16 protein-coding genes are annotated in these 17,237 nt (G+C 37.9%); 10 read left to right on the top strand and 6 right to left on the bottom strand.

What is annotated here, in order from left to right; all coding sequences use genetic code 11:
• Positions 1 to 101 precede the first annotated feature (101 nt).
• From OW492_RS13905 to OW492_RS13890, 4 genes are all read left to right on the top strand, one after another.
• Positions 102 to 884, top strand: a complete 783-nt coding sequence (locus OW492_RS13905) for a hypothetical protein (RefSeq protein WP_290040816.1) — start codon at positions 102 to 104, stop codon at positions 882 to 884.
• A gap of 27 nt (positions 885 to 911) precedes the next feature.
• Positions 912 to 1,406 carry a GNAT family N-acetyltransferase gene (locus OW492_RS13900; RefSeq protein ID WP_290040814.1) on the top strand — a complete coding sequence of 165 codons (495 nt, stop codon included), beginning with the start codon at positions 912 to 914 and terminating at the stop codon, positions 1,404 to 1,406.
• Positions 1,407 to 1,487: 81 nt separating this feature from the next.
• On the top strand, positions 1,488 to 2,375 hold the full coding sequence (locus OW492_RS13895; protein WP_290040812.1) for a DMT family transporter: 888 nt from the start codon (positions 1,488 to 1,490) through the stop codon (positions 2,373 to 2,375).
• A 71-nt stretch (positions 2,376 to 2,446) separates the two neighbouring features.
• Positions 2,447 to 3,040: an ACP phosphodiesterase gene (locus OW492_RS13890; protein WP_290040809.1), complete on the top strand. Its 594-nt coding sequence runs from the start codon at positions 2,447 to 2,449 to the stop codon at positions 3,038 to 3,040.
• A 54-nt stretch (positions 3,041 to 3,094) separates the two neighbouring features.
• Here the strand turns inward: OW492_RS13890 and OW492_RS13885 are convergent, their stop codons facing one another.
• Positions 3,095 to 3,664: a phosphoribosyltransferase family protein gene (locus OW492_RS13885; protein ID WP_113820450.1), complete on the bottom strand. Its 570-nt coding sequence runs from the start codon at positions 3,662 to 3,664 to the stop codon at positions 3,095 to 3,097.
• Positions 3,665 to 3,876: 212 nt separating this feature from the next.
• On the opposite strand from OW492_RS13885, the gene OW492_RS13880 reads away from it, so the two are divergent.
• Positions 3,877 to 4,332 carry an isoprenylcysteine carboxylmethyltransferase family protein gene (locus OW492_RS13880; protein WP_290040808.1) on the top strand — a complete coding sequence of 152 codons (456 nt, stop codon included), beginning with the start codon at positions 3,877 to 3,879 and terminating at the stop codon, positions 4,330 to 4,332.
• Between the two features lie 70 nt (positions 4,333 to 4,402).
• Here OW492_RS13880 and OW492_RS13875 read toward each other — a convergent pair whose 3' ends face one another.
• On the bottom strand, positions 4,403 to 5,392 hold the full coding sequence (locus tag OW492_RS13875) for a 2-hydroxyacid dehydrogenase (protein ID WP_290040806.1): 990 nt from the start codon (positions 5,390 to 5,392) through the stop codon (positions 4,403 to 4,405).
• Between the two features lie 309 nt (positions 5,393 to 5,701).
• Between OW492_RS13875 and OW492_RS13870 the strand changes: the two genes are divergently transcribed.
• The gene (locus OW492_RS13870; protein WP_290040804.1) at positions 5,702 to 7,810 is read left to right on the top strand and encodes a protein-disulfide reductase DsbD domain-containing protein; all 2,109 of its coding nucleotides are present in this window, start codon (positions 5,702 to 5,704) and stop codon (positions 7,808 to 7,810) included.
• Position 7,811: 1 nt separating this feature from the next.
• Complete coding sequence (locus tag OW492_RS13865; RefSeq protein WP_290040802.1) at positions 7,812 to 8,324, top strand: protein disulfide oxidoreductase; 513 nt, start codon at positions 7,812 to 7,814, stop codon at positions 8,322 to 8,324.
• A 71-nt stretch (positions 8,325 to 8,395) separates the two neighbouring features.
• On the opposite strand, the gene OW492_RS13860 is transcribed toward OW492_RS13865, so the two are convergent.
• The 4 genes from OW492_RS13860 to hslR form a co-directional block, all read right to left on the bottom strand.
• Positions 8,396 to 9,013 (bottom strand): CAP domain-containing protein, encoded by a 618-nt coding sequence (locus tag OW492_RS13860; protein WP_290040800.1) that lies wholly within the window; start codon positions 9,011 to 9,013, stop codon positions 8,396 to 8,398.
• A 160-nt stretch (positions 9,014 to 9,173) separates the two neighbouring features.
• Complete coding sequence (gene pckA / locus OW492_RS13855) at positions 9,174 to 10,793, bottom strand: phosphoenolpyruvate carboxykinase (ATP) (protein WP_290040799.1); 1,620 nt, start codon at positions 10,791 to 10,793, stop codon at positions 9,174 to 9,176.
• Between the two features lie 175 nt (positions 10,794 to 10,968).
• Entirely contained in the window at positions 10,969 to 11,829 is an 861-nt protein-coding gene (hslO, locus tag OW492_RS13850) for an Hsp33 family molecular chaperone HslO (protein WP_290040797.1), read from the bottom strand.
• Positions 11,830 to 11,859: 30 nt separating this feature from the next.
• On the bottom strand, positions 11,860 to 12,264 hold the full coding sequence (hslR, locus tag OW492_RS13845; protein WP_290040795.1) for a ribosome-associated heat shock protein Hsp15: 405 nt from the start codon (positions 12,262 to 12,264) through the stop codon (positions 11,860 to 11,862).
• A 492-nt stretch (positions 12,265 to 12,756) separates the two neighbouring features.
• Between hslR and gspC the strand changes: the two genes are divergently transcribed.
• From gspC to gspE, 3 genes are all read left to right on the top strand, one after another.
• A complete protein-coding gene (gene gspC, locus OW492_RS13840) occupies positions 12,757 to 13,620 on the top strand; it encodes a type II secretion system protein GspC (protein WP_290040794.1) in 864 nt (287 codons plus the stop codon).
• Between the two features lie 92 nt (positions 13,621 to 13,712).
• Positions 13,713 to 15,719 carry a type II secretion system secretin GspD gene (gene gspD / locus OW492_RS13835; RefSeq protein ID WP_290040792.1) on the top strand — a complete coding sequence of 669 codons (2,007 nt, stop codon included), beginning with the start codon at positions 13,713 to 13,715 and terminating at the stop codon, positions 15,717 to 15,719.
• Positions 15,716 to 17,236 carry a type II secretion system ATPase GspE gene (gene gspE / locus OW492_RS13830; RefSeq protein WP_290040790.1) on the top strand — a complete coding sequence of 507 codons (1,521 nt, stop codon included), beginning with the start codon at positions 15,716 to 15,718 and terminating at the stop codon, positions 17,234 to 17,236. Before gspD ends, gspE begins: the two co-directional genes overlap by 4 nt.
• Position 17,237: the final 1 nt, after the last annotated feature.

The following is a 17,237-nucleotide window of genomic DNA, read 5'->3' as shown; positions in this document are numbered from 1 at the left end:
CGGTATAATATAAATAATTTAACTTTATGATTTTTAATATAAAGACGCTTTTATTATTTAGAATTTAAGTTAAATAGTTTGTTTATTCACAGGGAAAAATAATGAACATCAGAAAATTACTTTCACTATTGATCGCTAGTTTACTGTTTTATCCTTTATCTTCTGTCGCGGATCAAGCGCAACGAGTGAGCAAAAAAGAAGCGACATTAGCGTTACAGTTATTAGAAAGTGAAAATATCCAAGTGCTTAAAAAATATTGTGAAGCTTGCGGTATTACTACACCTGAAAATATAGTGATTGAAACAAGTAAAATTCAGGACAGTCACTATAAAGGCTTATGGGAAGTGGTGGTTAATGGGGAAGCCATTGATCTTGCGTATTATTATTTACCGATTAATGGGCGCTGGAAAAATATTGCTCGTTCGGTAGATATTTATGTTGATAATGTGCCTAAGTATTTAGATGAAACGACTTTACAAGATAAAATAGAAAGTCATCCTGGGTGGTATGTAAATGATCCACAGAAAGTGATTATCACTAAGGAGGTGGATAAAAAACCTATTGTTGCCTTGTTAGGCAGAGGCAGTTATGAAAAGTTAAGCATCTTCTTTCAAGCTAAGCAACCACAAGGCTGTGCAGCAGGACAAAGTGAGCAACCAGAATCCACCCCTATGTATGTCAATCAAGAGTTGGTCCGCTTTTCAGTGATGTGCAAAGGTGAATTAATGGTTTTTTATGCCGATACCGAGTCTGGCAATGATTTTGTACTAACGCAGTTTTTAGACCATTCATTAGTGAAAGTGAAAGCTTACTCTGGTGGTGATGGTTTTATGTTTAGTACTAAACACTTTAAAACATTATATGAAAAAGCCACGGGTAATTAAAAACAGGTAAGGAATATAAATAAAGCAATGACTGATACCACCATTTATTATCTACAGATGCTAGCAGAAAGTGAATTAAATGCGAAACCGAGCGTAGCGGGGTTAACTATTACCGAAGCTAAAATTAAAGAGTATCGATTTAACCGTTTTCTTTACTCCTTAGTGGGAGAGCAATGGCAGTGGTGTGATAAATTAAAAGAGACAGATGAAAGTTGGAAAGCGTATAGCGAACGCGATAATTTGAGAACTTGGGTGGCTTATTATGAAGGTGCAATTGCTGGTTATTTTGAATTAGAGGTTGACCAACAACAAGAAGTAGAGATTAAGTACTTTGGTTTAAGTCCTGCCTTTATTGGTAAAGGTTTGGGTGGTTACTTATTAAGTTATGCAATTCAACAAGCTTGGCAAACTTGTCAAGCTAAACGTCTTTGGGTGCATACTTGCAGCTTAGACCATCCGAGTGCTTTAGCGAACTATCAAGCACGCGGTTTTACCTTGTATCATCAAGAAATAGAGAAATAAAAAGTCTCATCTATTAAGCAACTTATTATAACAATAGACTTAATCTGGTGGTAGGATACTCACATTTTTAGAGTAAAAAATATGCCAGCAGTATTGTGTTTTTTAATCGCTACTTTTTTATGGGGAAGCTCTTTCATTACCTTAAAAGTTGCTATCGATTTTTATCCTCCTAATTTTGTGATTTTCCTACGCATGCTTATTACTTTGTTGATTTGCTTATGTTTATGGCGATGGGTGAAGCGTTTTAAATATCAGCAGGGCGATTGGAAATGGTTATTGATTATGTCCTTCGCTGAGCCTTGTCTATATTACCTTTTTGAAGGGCATGCTATGCAATATACATCGGCCTCTCAGGCTGGTGTGATTGTCTCTTGTTTACCACTTTTAGTGGCATTCTTTGCATACTTTTTACTACAAGAGAAGCTCAGTAAAAACATCGTTATAGGCTTTTCTTTATGTATTACGGGCGGCATTTTATTGAGTGTTGTTTCGCCTCATACTGACCATGCTCCAAACCCTCTATTAGGGAATAGTTTAGAGGCGTTAGCAATGGTTTGTGCTGCTATTTATGTAGTGGCAATGAAGCATCTGTTAAATCGTTATTCTGCTTTATCATTAATCGCCTTACAGGGGTTATCTGGCACATTATTTTTTGCCCCATTTCTTATATTTATGGAATGGCCACAGCAACATGATTTTTATGCGCTGATGAATATTGTTTACTTGGGCTCTGCGGTGACACTAGGGGCCTATGGCATGTATAACTATGGATTACAGCGTTCATCGGTATTAACTGCTGCAGCTTATTCTAATTTAGTGCCTGTTTTTGCTCTATTATTATCGGCAATATTGCTCAATGAAGTATTAACATATTGGCAATGGCTGAGTATTTTTGTCGTGTTTATCGGGATCATGGTCAGTAAGCGTCATGAGCAAAGTGTTGTTGAAGCTGATTTAAATCGAGCTTGATAGCGCATCATAAGTTGATAGCCTAGTAGCATAAAATGCCCCTTATTCGACGTTGAGGTTAATTAAGTATTATGAATTATCTTGCTCATTTACATATTGCAGACACTACCAATACAAGCTTCAGCGGCAACTTTTTAGGGGATTTTGTGAAAGGTAATCCTGATACTAAATTCCCAAAACAAATAGTACAAGGGATCCGTCTACATCGCTTTGTTGATAGTTTTACTGATAAACATCCTCAAGTATTAACAGCCAAACAGCTTTTCCCAATACACCTGCGTCGTTATGCACCGATTGCTTTGGATATGTTTTGGGATCATTGTCTCGCCGCAAATTGGTCTGAATTTCATCGTTTAAGTTTGGTTGATTTTTGTTATCTTGCTGAACAAAAAATTGCTCAGGAAACAGCAATAGATAGTGTACTTTTACCAGAAAGGTTTGAGCGTATTAATGGTTTAGTATGGCGCGATAAATGGATCGAGTCTTATCAAAAAATCAGTAATATTGAATACGCATTACAAAGGATGTCATCACGTAGTTCAAGAATGGCACCGCTTGCTGATACAGGAAAAGTATTGATTGAGCACTATCAAGTGTTTGCTAATATCTTTACGGATCTCTATACGGATGTATTAGTGGCTAGTAAACAGTTTAGCGCTAAATAAAAAGCAAAAAGGAGACACAATGGTCTCCTTTGATGACAATACTTAGTATTGAAATTAGTCTTCTTTAGTGAATAAGTGAGCGATGTTTTTAAAGTCACTTTTTCCTTCAGTAATCTCTTCTACTGATAAACCTGATGCCTCATGTGGGAATACTAACCACTCATCTGATTCATGGATGTAGTAATCAGGTACCATATCTACTGCTTTGTTTTTTGGCTTGTAGTAAGGTGTCGCAATACGCACGTCACGTGGCATATTTAAACGCATTACTTCTGTTAGCTTTTCAGTTAACGCAACAACACTTCGGCCTGAGTCAAATACATCATCAACAATCAGTAAACCATCGTCTGCATTTGCATTTTCGATGATGTAATGTAAACCATGTACTTTGATGGTTTTACTTTGCTTACCAATACCATAGTAAGAAGATGTACGTACTGCGATATGATCTGTTTCTACTTTTTTGTAGTCAAAGAATTCTTGAACTGCAATACCGATTGGTGCACCGCCACGCCAAATGCCAACTATAAATTGTGGGCGGAAGCCACTATCGTAAACTTGTGATGCAAGACGAAATGAGTCTTCAAGTAATTGTTGTGCAGTGATAAAGACTTTATCAGACATATCATTTTCCTCTGGAATTAATTTAGTCGCGCAGTTTAAACTAAAAAAGATAGTTCTGCACAATTTGTATGCTAAAAAACATATAAAAAAGTCTTTTATCGCGTAAATTATATAATTTTAAGATCTCCTTAAGAGATCCCCATCATATTGGGCTAATAGGCAGATCTAAATCTACAGATATTTTGGTTCTATTCTTTGATAAGAGGCAAGTTATGTTACGAATTTTACGATATCCACCGGTTGTTACTCTGTTATTTATGTTGATGATGCTGTTAATTAGTTGTGTATTTAATATGCTTCGTATTCAACTACCTATTTTCAATTGGCTTGCTGTGCTTATTTTTATTCTCTCTATCCTGGTCATTTTATCTGCCGGTTGGGCGTTTAAAAAAGCTAAAACAACCGTCGATCCAACTACTCCATATAAAACCACCGAGCTAGTGACAACGGGAATTTATCAATATTCACGAAACCCTATGTATGTGGGGTTATTTGGTTTTTTGCTTGCTGAAGCGAGTTTGCTAGGGAATCCGTTATGTTTAATAGTAATACCTTTTTATATTTACACTATTAATATGCGCTTTATTAAGCCTGAAGAAAAAGCTTTGAAGACAATCTTTGGCGAACAATTTGTTACCTATAGTAAACAGGTCAGGATGTGGTTATAAATCAATACACTAGAAACGCTTAATATCTTTTCAAGCGCTTCTAGTAGAGTGTTATTTTCTTGTGAGATAATTATTCACTAACTTGGTTATCACACTGCTTGCCATCTTTCAGCTGTTTTAAATTATCTAGCGTTGTTTGAGCAATGCTGGTTAATGCTTCTTTAGTCAAGAAAGCTTGATGACCAGTAAAGATAACGTTGTGACAAGCTGATAAACGTCGGAAGGTATCATCAGTAATAATTTCACTAGAATGATCATTAAAGAACAGATGCTCTTCTTCTTCATAAACATCTAGACCTAATCCACCAATTCGCCCTGATTTTAGTGCTTCAATAGCATCATGTGCATTTAATAAACCACCTCGACTAGTGTTCACAATAACCACACCTTTTTTCATTAAGTCGAAGGTGTTTTTATTTAATAGGTGTTTGTTATCGCTAGTTAATGGGCAATGTAAACTGATCACATCACTGTTTTGGAATAGGGTAGGGAAATCAACATATTCTGCGCCTAATGCTTTCGCATGAGGTGAAGGGTATGGGTCTGCGGCTAGAATGTTACAACCAAAGCCTTTAAAGATAGCCATGGTCGCAATACCAATCTTACCTGTACCAATAATCCCAACGGTTTTACCGTGCAGATTAAATCCTACTAGACCTTCTAATGAAAAGTTAGCATCACGCGTACGTTGGTAGGCTTTATGAGTACGACGGTTTAATGTCATCAATAACGCAATCGTGTGCTCTGCGACAGCTTCAGGTGAATAAGCGGGAACTCGGACAATGGTCAAACCTAGCTTTTTAGCACAAGGGAGATCGATATTATTAAAACCAGCACAACGCATCGCTATATACTTGATCCCTAATTCATGCAGCTGTATTAATACTTGTTCGCTTAAATCATCATTTACGAAAGCGCAAACTGCATCATAACCAGAGGCTAACGCAGCAGTTTGTACATTAAGTTGAGTATCAAAAAAATTAATACTCATGGGCGCTGAAATTAATGGTTCAAAATGTTGAATATCATAACTACGAGAACTGAACATAGCGACTTTCATAAAAGGTAACTCCATGTTTTAAGATAAAAATACTGTAATTTGATCGTTGATTTGGCAAAAATGTTAATTGGCTTTTTTACTCTATCTCGATTGTACACTTTATACGTTATAACTTAACTATAAGGATGACTTTGTTACAGGATAAATTTGTTTCATAATGACTTAAATAAGCTGCAATAAATTAAGGTGATTGACGGTCAAGTACTCAGTGTAATTAGAACCTTTTGAATCTTATTGAGTCACAGCTATGCTTGCGGTGTTGTGTTTATCATATTCATCACTTTATTTTGTATTGTTTTCGGAGTCATCATGTCCACGTTAAGACAGTTCGGTTTATCATTTTTATTGCTCTTTGGGTTGATCAATAGTGCATTTGCACAAGCACCTGAAACAGGGTGGATCACCAACTTTAATCATTTACCTGTTAAAGTGAATCTACAATTAACAGGTCAAGCTGAACAAAATACAGTGAATGCTATTTTGAATGTGAGTTTAGCATCTGGTTGGAAAACATATTGGCGCTCGCCTGGTGAAGGCGGCGTTGCTCCGACTTTTGATTGGTCTGTTCAATCATCTAATATTTCAGATGTTGATTGGTCATGGCCAACGCCTAAACGTTATCCTGTATTAGGTGTTGAAACCGTTGGCTATAAAGATCAAATTCATTTTCCGATGCAGATTTTTGTGGATGATCCTACCCAAATCAGTCGTTTAAAAGGTACGTTAACCTTAGCTTCTTGTACGACTATCTGCGTATTAACCGATTACGACATTAATTTAACCTTCGACCCACAACAACTCTCAATTAATGATGATGTCGCTTTTGCTTACGCTCAGGCAGTGAGTAGCGTACCTATTTTAGTTGACCAGTCGGCGATTGAAGCACAAAAAAATAACGCTAATATTACTGAGATAAAAAGTGCATGGGATCAGAAAAATCAACAAGTGGTAGTAAAATTATCACATCAATTAGATTGGCAGCAGCCTGATTTATTTATCGATAGTAGTGAGGCGACGTTGGAAAATGTCTTCTTCTCCAAACCTGTTATTGAAGTGGCAGGTAAACAGTTAACAGCGACTTTTGAAGCTACTAGCTGGGGAGGCGAGGTTGATTTAAGTGATGCTCAAGTAAATGTCACTGCCGTTGATACTGATGTAGCGGTGGAGATCGCAACGACATTAGGTAATCAGCCTATTGCAAGTGCAGGAGAGTCTCTCCTGTCAATCTTCTTTATTGCATTACTAGGTGGTTTAATTCTAAATATCATGCCTTGTGTTTTACCTGTTTTAGGCATGAAGTTGAGCTCTGTCTTAGGCGTTGATGGTACGCAACGAGCTCAGGTACGTAAGCAATTTATCGCTTCTAGTATTGGTATTATCAGTTCATTTTGGTTGCTGGCTTTATTCCTTTTAATATTAAAGTTTTCTGGCGAAGCACTAGGGTGGGGAATTCAGTTCCAAAACCCTTATTTTATCGGATTTATGGTGATTGTGACTGCTTTGTTCACTGCTAATATGTTGGGCTTATTTGAAATTCAATTACCATCGTCCATGCAAACTTGGCTAGCAACGAAAGGTGGACATAGCTATCTAGGACATTATCTACAAGGAATGTTTGCTACCTTATTGGCAACCCCCTGTAGCGCACCATTCTTAGGCACCGCTGTCGCTTTTGCTTTAGGTGCTTCAGCTTGGCAGTTATTTGCGGTATTCACAGCTTTAGGTATAGGCATGGCTTTACCTTGGTTATTGATTGCTGTATTCCCAAGTATTGCTACATTAATGCCTAAACCAGGTAAATGGATGGGCACAGTCAAATTGATATTTGCACTGCTTATTTTACTCACCTGTTTGTGGTTAATTAGCCTATTAAGTAGCTTTATCGGAGTAATTTATACCGCGGTTATTGCTTTATTGATGGTAGTTATCTTTGCTGTTTTAATTTGGAAAAAGCACGGGAAACGTGTTTTTCTTATTAGCGTATTAAGTTTGTTAGCTGTGGTTTCGTTAGCTTTTGTAACAAACCATTTAACCACTAAACATTGGGTTGACCCGCTTCATGATGAAACACAGTGGGTTCCTTTGGATACACAATTGATTAAACAAGAAGTAGCCAAAGGGCATGTAGTGTTTGTTGATGTAACAGCCAAATGGTGTGTCACTTGTAAGGCGAATAAAATAGGGGTGTTACTACAAGATCCTGTTTCTAGCGAATTACAAAAACAGGATGTGATAGCCATGAGTGGTGATTGGACGGTACGCTCTGATGATGTCACAGCTTATCTACAATCTTTTGGTCGTTACGGTGTACCATTTAATATTGTTTATGGGCCAGCAGCGCCAAACGGTATCGAGTTATCAACTATTCTAAATAGTGATGATGTGATGAATGCGATTGAACAAGCAAAAGGCCAATAACATGACTGAAAAAAAAGTTAAAAAAGGTTGGAGCAGTCGTCTTAAGTCCGGAGCTATTTATCTGTTGTTAGCTTTAGCATTAGGTTGGGGTGTTGATTTATGGCGTGCTCAATCGATAGCCTCAGGCAAAGCGCCCGCATTAGTTGCAACCAGTGTAGAGGGCGAAAATATTGATTTGATTGCGATGAGTCATGAAAAGCCTGTACTTGTTTATTTCTGGGCGACTTGGTGTAGTGTTTGCTCTACTGTATCACCCTCAGTTAATTTTGTGAGTGATGGTATGCAAGTGGTGAGTATTGCTTTGAGTTCAGGAGGTGAAAAGCGTGTTCAACAATACCTCAATGCAAAAGAATATGATTTCACGGTATTAAATGATCCTCAAGGTCATATCAGTAGAGCTTGGGGGATTAGCTTAACACCTACTTTAATTGTGGTAGATAAAGGTGAAATTACCGCGGTTACCACTGGGTTCACTAGCCCATTTGGAATGTGGGCAAGAATGTTATTAAGCTAACTAACTTCTAACCATAACTGAGGTTAAGTAAGGAGGTAGCAATTAAAATTACCTTCTTACTTTTCCATATTTTATTGTAATGGTTTAGCTAATACCTGTGTCCAATAGTACCGGTAATCAGCATCGTTGTTTACAGCGCAGGCTAAGCCCATTTCCTGTGCATTTTCACTCATAATATTAATACAATGCCCTTCACTTTCTATCCAGCCATCAACAGCAGCTTGTACTGAGGTTTGTCCAGCAGCGATATTTTCTGACACATAACTCCACTCGTATCCTTGCGCTGATACACGGTTTCCTACAGTGCTGTCATCTAAACCGGTATGGCTAAAAAAGTTATAGTTGGCCATGTTTGAAGAATGTGCTTCTGCAGCTAAAGTTAATGTTGAACTCCAAGTAACGGCATCAACGGCTGGATAGGTAGTTGAACCACAGGTTTGTGATTCCGCACGAAGCTGATTAATGAGGGTTAATGCTTCAATTAAATCATCTTCACAGCTCATTGCACTGTAATCTGTACTGTCTGTTGTTTCTGATACTTCAGACGAACTTATTTGCTCATCACTGATGCTTGAGTCGGACTCAATACTGGTATCGGCCACATTTGTATTTGTTGACGAAGAGTTACTACTACTGCCGCACGCTGTGAGCGATAAGCTACCGCATAACAATACTAACCAAAATTTCATGATAATTTCCCTTTTCATATAATTGTTTATCACGCAGCTGTAGACCGCAACTGTAGGTTGATAGTTCCGAGATATTCAAATCAAAAGGAGAAGTATTGCATTACCTGCTAGTTAACACACTCATAATAAGCACTATAAGTGTGTTATTAGTTAAGGTGGATTAGTTGGTAAATCTAGGCCCTGCTGACAGTAATATTTTACCTTCCTCTTTATCCGTGTAACGTGCGAAGTTATCGATAAATAGGTGAGCTAGTTTTTCAGCTTTATCGTTCCATTGTGCAGTATCAGCATAAGTATCTCGTGGATCTAAGATACTACTGTCTACATTAGGTAAGTTAGTAGGTACCTGTAAGTTAAATAAAGGAATCGTTTTAACTTCTGCTTTTTCAATGGATCCATCTAAAATAGCATCAATAATGCCACGTGTATCTTGAATTGATATACGTTTTCCTGAGCCATTCCACCCAGTATTCACTAAGTAAGCCTCAGCGCCGCAAGCTTCCATTCTTTTCACTAACTGCTGCGCATATTGCGTTGGATGTAAACTTAAAAAAGCCGCACCAAAGCAAGCTGAGAATGTAGGCGTTGGTTCAGTAATACCACGCTCTGTTCCTGCTAGCTTAGCAGTAAACCCTGAGAGAAAGTGGTATTGCGTTTGTGCTTTTGTTAATTTAGAAACTGGCGGTAATACACCAAAGGCATCAGCGGTTAGAAAGATTACTTTCTGGGCATGACCACCTTTAGAAACCGGTTTTACAATATTTTCTATATGATCAATAGGGTAAGAGACTCGTCCATTCTCTGTTTTACTCGCATCATCATAATCCACTTTACCCTGTGCATCGATCATGACGTTTTCTAACAAGGCGTTGCGTTTAATCGCACCAAAAATATCTGGTTCAGCTTCTTCGCTCAAACGAATCGTTTTAGCGTAGCAACCACCCTCAAAGTTAAATACACCTTGATCGTCCCATCCATGTTCATCATCGCCAATTAAGGCGCGTTTAGGGTCAGTTGATAATGTCGTTTTACCAGTACCAGATAAGCCGAAGAAAATAGCGGTGTCTCCTGCTTTTCCAATATTGGCAGAGCAATGCATTGATGCCATACCGTTTAATGGTAAAAGGTAGTTCATTACTGAGAATAACCCTTTTTTCATTTCACCGCCGTACCAAGTGCCACCGATAATTTGCACTTTCTCAGATAGATTAAAGGCAACAAAATTTTCAGAGTTAAGCCCTTGTTGTTGCCAATTTGGGTTATTAGTTTTAGATCCATTCATCACTACAAAGTCAGGTTCAAAATCCACTAACTCCTCCTCTGTAGGGCGAATAAACATGTTTTTTACAAAGTGCGCTTGCCACGCTACTTCCATAATAAAGCGAACTTTTAAACGAGAATTAGCATTCGCGCCGCAGTAAGCATCTACCACAAATAGCTTTTTATTAGAGAGTTGCTCTGTTACAACTTGCTTGAGTGCATTCCAAGTACTTTGATCAATAGCTTTATTATCGTTCTTCCCCTGGTCACTCCACCAAACTGTGTCACGAGTGGTATCGTCTTTGACAATGTACTTGTCTTTAGGTGAACGTCCGGTAAATATGCCCGTATCAACAGCCACAGTTCCATTGCTTGTAATAATGCCTTTTTCATAGCCACTTAAAGACTCCGCAGTTTCTTCCGTAAACAGTGTTTCATAACTTGGATTGTAAAATATTTCCGAGATATTTGTGATGCCGTATTCTTTCAGTTTTGCAGTCGATAGTGGTGCTTGGGCCATGGTTTTTTCCCCTTTATAGCCAGTATTAATTTTGTTAAAAAAATGTAATGTAGCCATTTGGAGAGTAAGGGAATTATTGAGAGATAAGTGGGATCAGCGTCTAATTATTAGGCAAAAAAATGCCACAGAAAAATCTCCATGGCAACTTTGTGAGCTCGCACTTTTGTATGATAAATCAGTGCTTTTGATTTGTAGAAGTGAAAAGAATTTGTAAATCTTTCTCTTTGAATGAATAAGTTGTTGCACAATACTCACAACGCATATCAATACTCTCTTGTTCTTCTAAAATATCTTTGATCTCTTCTTCATCTAACGATGCTAACGAAGATAAACAACGCTCTTCTGAACAACCACATACAAAGCTAATTGGCTGTACTTCAAATAGGCGGACTTTTTCCTGATGATATAAGCGGAATAACAGGTCATCATTTTGTAGTGTGTAGATCTCTTCAGCTTTAATCGTGTTTGCTAATGCACATACGTGAGCAAAATCTTCTTCATGGCTTTCACTGTGTGCAGGTAAAGTTTGGATTAATAAACCGGCTGCTTGTACAGGTGTACTAGTGCTATCAGCAAAAAGGCTGATTTTAGTTGCTAATTGTTCAGACTGGACAAAGTAGTCTTCTAAACAAGCAGCTAATGACCCTTTTTCTAAAGCTACAATGCCTTGGTAACGTTCGCCATTATCAGGAGTGATAGTTATCATTAGGTTGCCTTTACCAATTAATTCAGAAAAAGATAAACCAGTAGTATCACCTTGATAACGTGCTGTACCACGTACTTCTAAATTTTGGTTAGCATTAATAACTGCCATGCTTAATGGACCATCGCCCTGAATTTGAACTGCAATTTTACCTTTAAACTTTAATGTTGCAGTAAGCAGACTAGTTGCTATTAACAACTCTCCGATTGTATTCGCTACTTCTACTGGGTAATCGTGATTACTTACGCATTCTTCAAAAGCGGTATGTGCCTGTGCGATTTCACCACGAATTTCGAAGTCATCAAATAGGAAGCGTTGTAGTTGGTCTGTCATAAATTCTCTCAATATGTATTTGTTCAGCTATTAATCGAAATTAGCTGTATTACGTTGTGTTTTTGCGTGTATTAATTCACGGCGTTCTTTTTTATTTGGTTTTCGATCAGGGTGCGGCGCATTTTGTAAACTTAACTTGCGCAACATCTGGTGTTGTTCTCGTTTGGCAACACTTTTTTCTGTTTCTTGATAAAGCGTTTGTGCTATCGGAGCACCTTGACGGTGTTCAGATAATGCTTCCACAGTCACTTCGAATAATTGTTCGCCTTGGCGAATAGATAATGTAGCCCCGACCTCGACCGTTTTACTGGCCTTGCATCGTTGTCCATTATAGTGAACCTTGCCACCTTGCACCATATCTCGCGCTAAGCTGCGGGTTTTATAAAAACGTGCCGCCCATAACCACTTATCTAGTCTAACCGTTAATGTTGTCATAAATTTTTAACTCAAAAAGCGTATTTTAGTATAGTAAAAGTCGATGTTATGCTAAATCATTATCTAATAATGCACTGTTATACTCATTATATTAAGTAACTGGTTTGTATTCTGTTTTAAAATCATCTCATATTTGATATTTTTTATGCTAAATAGTTGTTCTATTTGCATAAGTTGCATCGAGCCAAGATGTTATTTTAATCATTAAAAGAGAACACTTAATTAATGTGACTAATATCACTTAACAAGTGGGGGCAAAACTTGATAAGTCAAGGTCAACCTATGACATAATATTTGTTATAAACTTGTGACATAAAAATTGTCATAAAAGTGTTATCTTATCGACAGCTAAGCTTTAAACTTACAGCCTAAGTCTCATGAATATTGAAATTTTCTGCTAATTGTTATTTTATAAAGCGCTTCGTTAGCATTAATATGATATCAATGTTTTTTGATATTCAATGATTCAGTAATAGGATGAGAAGATAGGCTATGATTTCCATACTACCCCAAATATTGTTGGCAGTGATCTGTGGTTCAATCGCTTACCAATCTGCCTTATTGACTCTATCTGTTTATCCAGAGCCTGAAAGTAGCCACAATTGGACTCCTACAGCTGAAAGAAAGATTAATGAAACAAATAGATTAAGCACTCAAAAATTACAAGATCAAGCAATATTTGGTCGTTATCAAGGCGAAAGAATCGCTTATCAACAAGAACAAATTGATGCGCCTAAAACCCGTTTAAAACTCACCCTCGTTGGTATAGTTGCCGCCACTGACCCTAGACTTTCCAGTGTTATCATCGAATATAAACGTTCCCAAGATAGTTATTTTATAGAGTCTGAAATCCCAGGAACAGATGCAATTGTCACTGAAATTTACCATGATCGTATTATTATTAGTGTTAATGGCGAAGAGCAAACTTTAATCCTAGATGGTTTAGAAGAGGAAGAGGAGCGCTTAGCTAAATTGGAGAAAGGGGAAGAAGTTAAAGAAAAAAAATCGACTAATACCAGTAAGCGTAGTAGCCGTTCTTCAAAAAGAAAAGAGATCCCACTGGATAGAGATGAACTTGTGGAAGATCCTGGTAAGTTGCTAGATTACGTGCGTATCTCTCCAGTACGAGAAGGTGACCAAATTAAAGGGTATCGAGTCAACCCGGGTAAAAACCCAGAGTTATTTGAAGAAGCAGGATTAAAAGCTGGTGATTTAGCGGTGGAGTTAAACGGAGTCGATTTAACCGACATCACTCAAGCAGTGAGTTTAATGAAAGAATTTCCAACTATGACTGAGATGAGTTTAACAATTGACCGTGATGGTGAATTAAATGAATTGTATTTTAGTATCCCATAATAATAAATAAAAGTTTTAGTCGCTAAACTATTAATTGTCATAATATATTAATAGTTAGATTATAAGCAGAAGTAGCAAGCAATGAGGTTGTAATGATGTTAGGAATAAAGAAAAGACTGGTTAGCTTTTTGGGGGCTAGTGTTTTTGTTTTGTTTTCACAGTCTGCTGTAGTAGAAGCTGCTGAGTATTCTGCTAGTTTTAAAAACGCTGATTTGAATGAGTTTATTAATATTGTTGGTAAAAACTTACAAAAAACCATCATATTAGACCCATCAGTACGTGGAAAAATTAATGTACGTAGTTACGACCTACTTAATGAAAGTCAATATTACCAGTTCTTCTTAAATGTACTAGAAGTGTATGGATTTGCGATTGTTGAAATGGACAATGGCATCATTAAAGTCATCAAATCTAAAGATGCAAAGGTCGCTGCTATTCCTGTTATCGACGATGATACGGAATACAAAGGCGATGAGATGGTGACACGTGTTGTACCTGTGATTAACGTATCTGTTAGAGAACTTGCTCCTTTATTACGTCAGCTAAATGATAGTGCTGGTGGCGGTAACGTTGTGCATTATGACCCATCAAATGTCATTATGATTACAGGCCGTGCGGCTGTCGTAAATCGTTTGGTGAAAATTATTCATCGTGTGGATAAAGCCGGCGACCAAGAAGTTGATATTGTTAAATTACAATTTGCCAGTGCTTTAGATATGGTGAATATGATCAACTCTATTCAAGAAACATCAACGAGCTCTAAAAGTAGTTCAACCAGTGTACTTAAACCGCGTTTAGTCGCTGATGAAAGAACTAACTCAGTGATTGTCAGTGGTGAACCAAGTACGCGTAGCCGTGTAATTAAGCTGATTAAATCATTAGATAGCGAACTTAAAAATAACGGCAATACACGTGTTTTTTACCTTAAATACGCAGATGCAAAAGAGGTCGCACAAGTTCTAACGGGCGTTAGTAAAGGCCTTGAAGATACGTCTGGTAAAAAATCTAGTAGTGGTAATAACGATTCTAACTTAAATATTCAAGCTCATGAGCCAACCAATTCGATCATCATCTCTGCACAACCTGCCTTGATGTCCTCATTGAGTAGCATCATTCACCAACTTGATATTCGTCGTGCGCAAGTATTAGTTGAGGCAATTATTGTCGAAGTATCTGAAGGTGATGGTGTTCGTTTAAACGTTCAGTGGGGAACCACCAACGGTTTAGGTACGCAGTTTAACGATAATGGCGCATCATTAACGGACTTAGCTACGGGTGTTTATGCTATCGATAATGATGAAGATGATTATGAAGACTTAGCTTCTGCATTATCTTCAATTTCAGGTGGTGTAGCCGGTTATGTTAATAGTGATTGGGCTGTAATTATTCAGGCATTAAGTTCAACAAGTACCTCTAATATTTTAGCAACACCGAGCATTACAACGCTTGATAATCAAGAAGCAAGCTTTATCGTTGGTGACGAAGTACCGGTATTAACTGGCTCAACATCAAGTAGTGATAACGACAATCCATTCCAAACCATTGAGCGTAAAGAGGTTGGCATTAAGTTGAAAGTGACGCCTCAAATTAATGAAGGTGACTCTGTACAAATGGTGATTGAGCAAGAAGTTTCAAGTATTCAAGGTCAAACATCGGTGGATGTGGTCTTTGCGACGCGTTCAGTGAAAACGACGGTTTTAGCTAAATCAGGTGAAACTATTGTTATTGGTGGTTTAATCGATGAAGAAGTTAATGAAACTGTCGATAAAGTGCCGTGGTTAGGTGATATTCCATACCTAGGTGTGTTGTTCCGTTCTACCCAAAGTAGTACTGAAAAACGTAACCTAATGGTGTTCTTACGTGCAACGATTATTCGTGACGATGAGACCATGATGCAGTTAAGCCAACGTAAATATGGTCTAATGCGTCAAATACAGTTGAGTCAAGGTGTTGATGGCGTTGCGTTAATGCCTGAAACTGATGTGCCGCTATTACCGCATTGGGGTGAGTCCGTTGAAATTGATCCAAGAACTTTTTTAAAGTCAGATCGTGAAAGTAATTACGAAATTGATTCAGAAAAAGCGGACAAAGCAATATGAGCAATGTAAGTGACGTTGATAATTTACTGGAACCGGAGGTTGTAGAATTTACCCCTTCGGGACAGCTGCCGTTTACTTTCTCTAAGAAGCATGAACTAGTTATGTCTCATGATGGCCCAAAGAGTACCTTGTGTTTTAAACAGGTGCCCTCAGTTGAGTTATTAGTGGAAGCAAGACGAGTTATTGGACATCCGTTTAATACGCTGCAAGTGGATAATGAAACCTTTGATAGGTTAGTTGCACGTGCTTACCAATCTTCTTCATTGGAAGCGCAACAATTGATGGAAGATCTCGGTGCTGACGATTTCTTCACACTCGCTGAAGAATTACCTGCCGATGATGATTTATTAGAAGCCGAAGATGATGCGCCGATCATTAAGTTGATTAACGCCATGTTAGGTGAAGCGATTAAAGAAGAAGCATCGGATATTCATATTGAAACTTTTGAGCAAACATTGGTTATCCGTTTCCGTATAGATGGTGTTTTACGTGAAATACTTAAACCACAACGCAAGTTAGCGGCGTTATTAGTATCACGTATTAAAGTGATGGCTAAATTGGATATTGCAGAAAAACGAATTCCACAAGATGGCCGTATTTCATTGCGTATCGGTGGTCGTGCTGTCGATGTACGTGTATCGACCATGCCAGCCAGTCATGGTGAACGTGTGGTATTACGTTTATTAGATAAAAATGCAGTGAAACTGGATTTGTCTACCTTAGGGATGACCCCTACCAATCATAAATTATTACAAGCCTTAATCCACAAGCCACATGGTATTATTTTGGTAACAGGACCGACTGGTTCTGGTAAAAGTACTACGCTTTATGCTGGGTTGTTGGAGATTAATTCGAGAGATAGAAATATCTTAACGGTAGAAGATCCTATCGAATATGCTATCGACGGCATTGGCCAAACTCAAGTTAACACTAAAGTAGATATGACCTTTGCTCGTGGTTTACGTGCAATTTTACGTCAAGATCCTGATGTGGTGATGATTGGTGAAATTCGTGATTTAGAAACCGCTGAAATAGCCGTTCAAGCCAGTTTAACCGGTCACTTAGTATTGTCTACTTTACATACTAATACGGCGGTAGGTGCAGTGACACGTTTACATGATATGGGTGTTGAACCTTTCCTTTTATCATCAAGTATTTTAGGTGTGCTTGCGCAGCGTTTAGTACGTCGTTTATGTCCTCATTGTAAAATAGCTCATCCAGCGACAGCCTCTGAAAAAGTCATTTTAGGTAAAGCTGAAGATGAACAAGCAATTATTTACCGCCCAGACGGTTGTGTGCAATGTAACCACACAGGATATCGTGGACGTACTGGTATTCATGAATTATTAGTAGTTAATGAAGTTGTTCGTGAATTAGTCCATACGGGAGCTGGAGAGCAAGCTATCGAACGTGAAATTCGTAAAACATCTGACAGTATTCGTGATGATGGTATCCAGAAAGTTTTAGCTGGATTGACCACGTTAGAAGAGATTTTACGTGTAACAAGAGAGGACTAGT

This window comes from Psychromonas sp. 14N.309.X.WAT.B.A12 (assembly GCF_030397575.1).
In the GTDB taxonomy this organism is placed as follows: domain Bacteria; phylum Pseudomonadota; class Gammaproteobacteria; order Enterobacterales; family Psychromonadaceae; genus Psychromonas.
Note: the sequence above shows the minus strand (reverse complement) of the source record. Positions and strands in the feature narration are given on the sequence as shown.

Excerpts from the sequence above, each read along its gene's own strand:
- OW492_RS13870 (WP_290040804.1), top strand. The coding sequence starts at position 5,702 with ATGTCCACGTTAAGACAGTTCGGTTTATCATTTTTATTGCTCTTTGGG.
- OW492_RS13900 (WP_290040814.1), top strand. The coding sequence starts at position 912 with ATGACTGATACCACCATTTATTATCTACAGATGCTAGCAGAAAGTGAA.
- OW492_RS13905 (WP_290040816.1), top strand. The coding sequence starts at position 102 with ATGAACATCAGAAAATTACTTTCACTATTGATCGCTAGTTTACTGTTT.
- OW492_RS13860 (WP_290040800.1), bottom strand. The coding sequence starts at position 9,013 with ATGAAATTTTGGTTAGTATTGTTATGCGGTAGCTTATCGCTCACAGCG.
- OW492_RS13890 (WP_290040809.1), top strand. The coding sequence starts at position 2,447 with ATGAATTATCTTGCTCATTTACATATTGCAGACACTACCAATACAAGC.
- hslO (WP_290040797.1), bottom strand. The coding sequence starts at position 11,829 with ATGACAGACCAACTACAACGCTTCCTATTTGATGACTTCGAAATTCGT.
- gspC (WP_290040794.1), top strand. The coding sequence starts at position 12,757 with ATGATTTCCATACTACCCCAAATATTGTTGGCAGTGATCTGTGGTTCA.
- OW492_RS13885 (WP_113820450.1), bottom strand. The coding sequence starts at position 3,664 with ATGTCTGATAAAGTCTTTATCACTGCACAACAATTACTTGAAGACTCA.
- hslR (WP_290040795.1), bottom strand. The coding sequence starts at position 12,264 with ATGACAACATTAACGGTTAGACTAGATAAGTGGTTATGGGCGGCACGT.
- OW492_RS13875 (WP_290040806.1), bottom strand. The coding sequence starts at position 5,392 with ATGAAAGTCGCTATGTTCAGTTCTCGTAGTTATGATATTCAACATTTT.
- OW492_RS13895 (WP_290040812.1), top strand. The coding sequence starts at position 1,488 with ATGCCAGCAGTATTGTGTTTTTTAATCGCTACTTTTTTATGGGGAAGC.
- pckA (WP_290040799.1), bottom strand. The coding sequence starts at position 10,793 with ATGGCCCAAGCACCACTATCGACTGCAAAACTGAAAGAATACGGCATC.
- OW492_RS13880 (WP_290040808.1), top strand. The coding sequence starts at position 3,877 with ATGTTACGAATTTTACGATATCCACCGGTTGTTACTCTGTTATTTATG.
- gspE (WP_290040790.1), top strand. The coding sequence starts at position 15,716 with ATGAGCAATGTAAGTGACGTTGATAATTTACTGGAACCGGAGGTTGTA.
- OW492_RS13865 (WP_290040802.1), top strand. The coding sequence starts at position 7,812 with ATGACTGAAAAAAAAGTTAAAAAAGGTTGGAGCAGTCGTCTTAAGTCC.
- gspD (WP_290040792.1), top strand. The coding sequence starts at position 13,713 with ATGATGTTAGGAATAAAGAAAAGACTGGTTAGCTTTTTGGGGGCTAGT.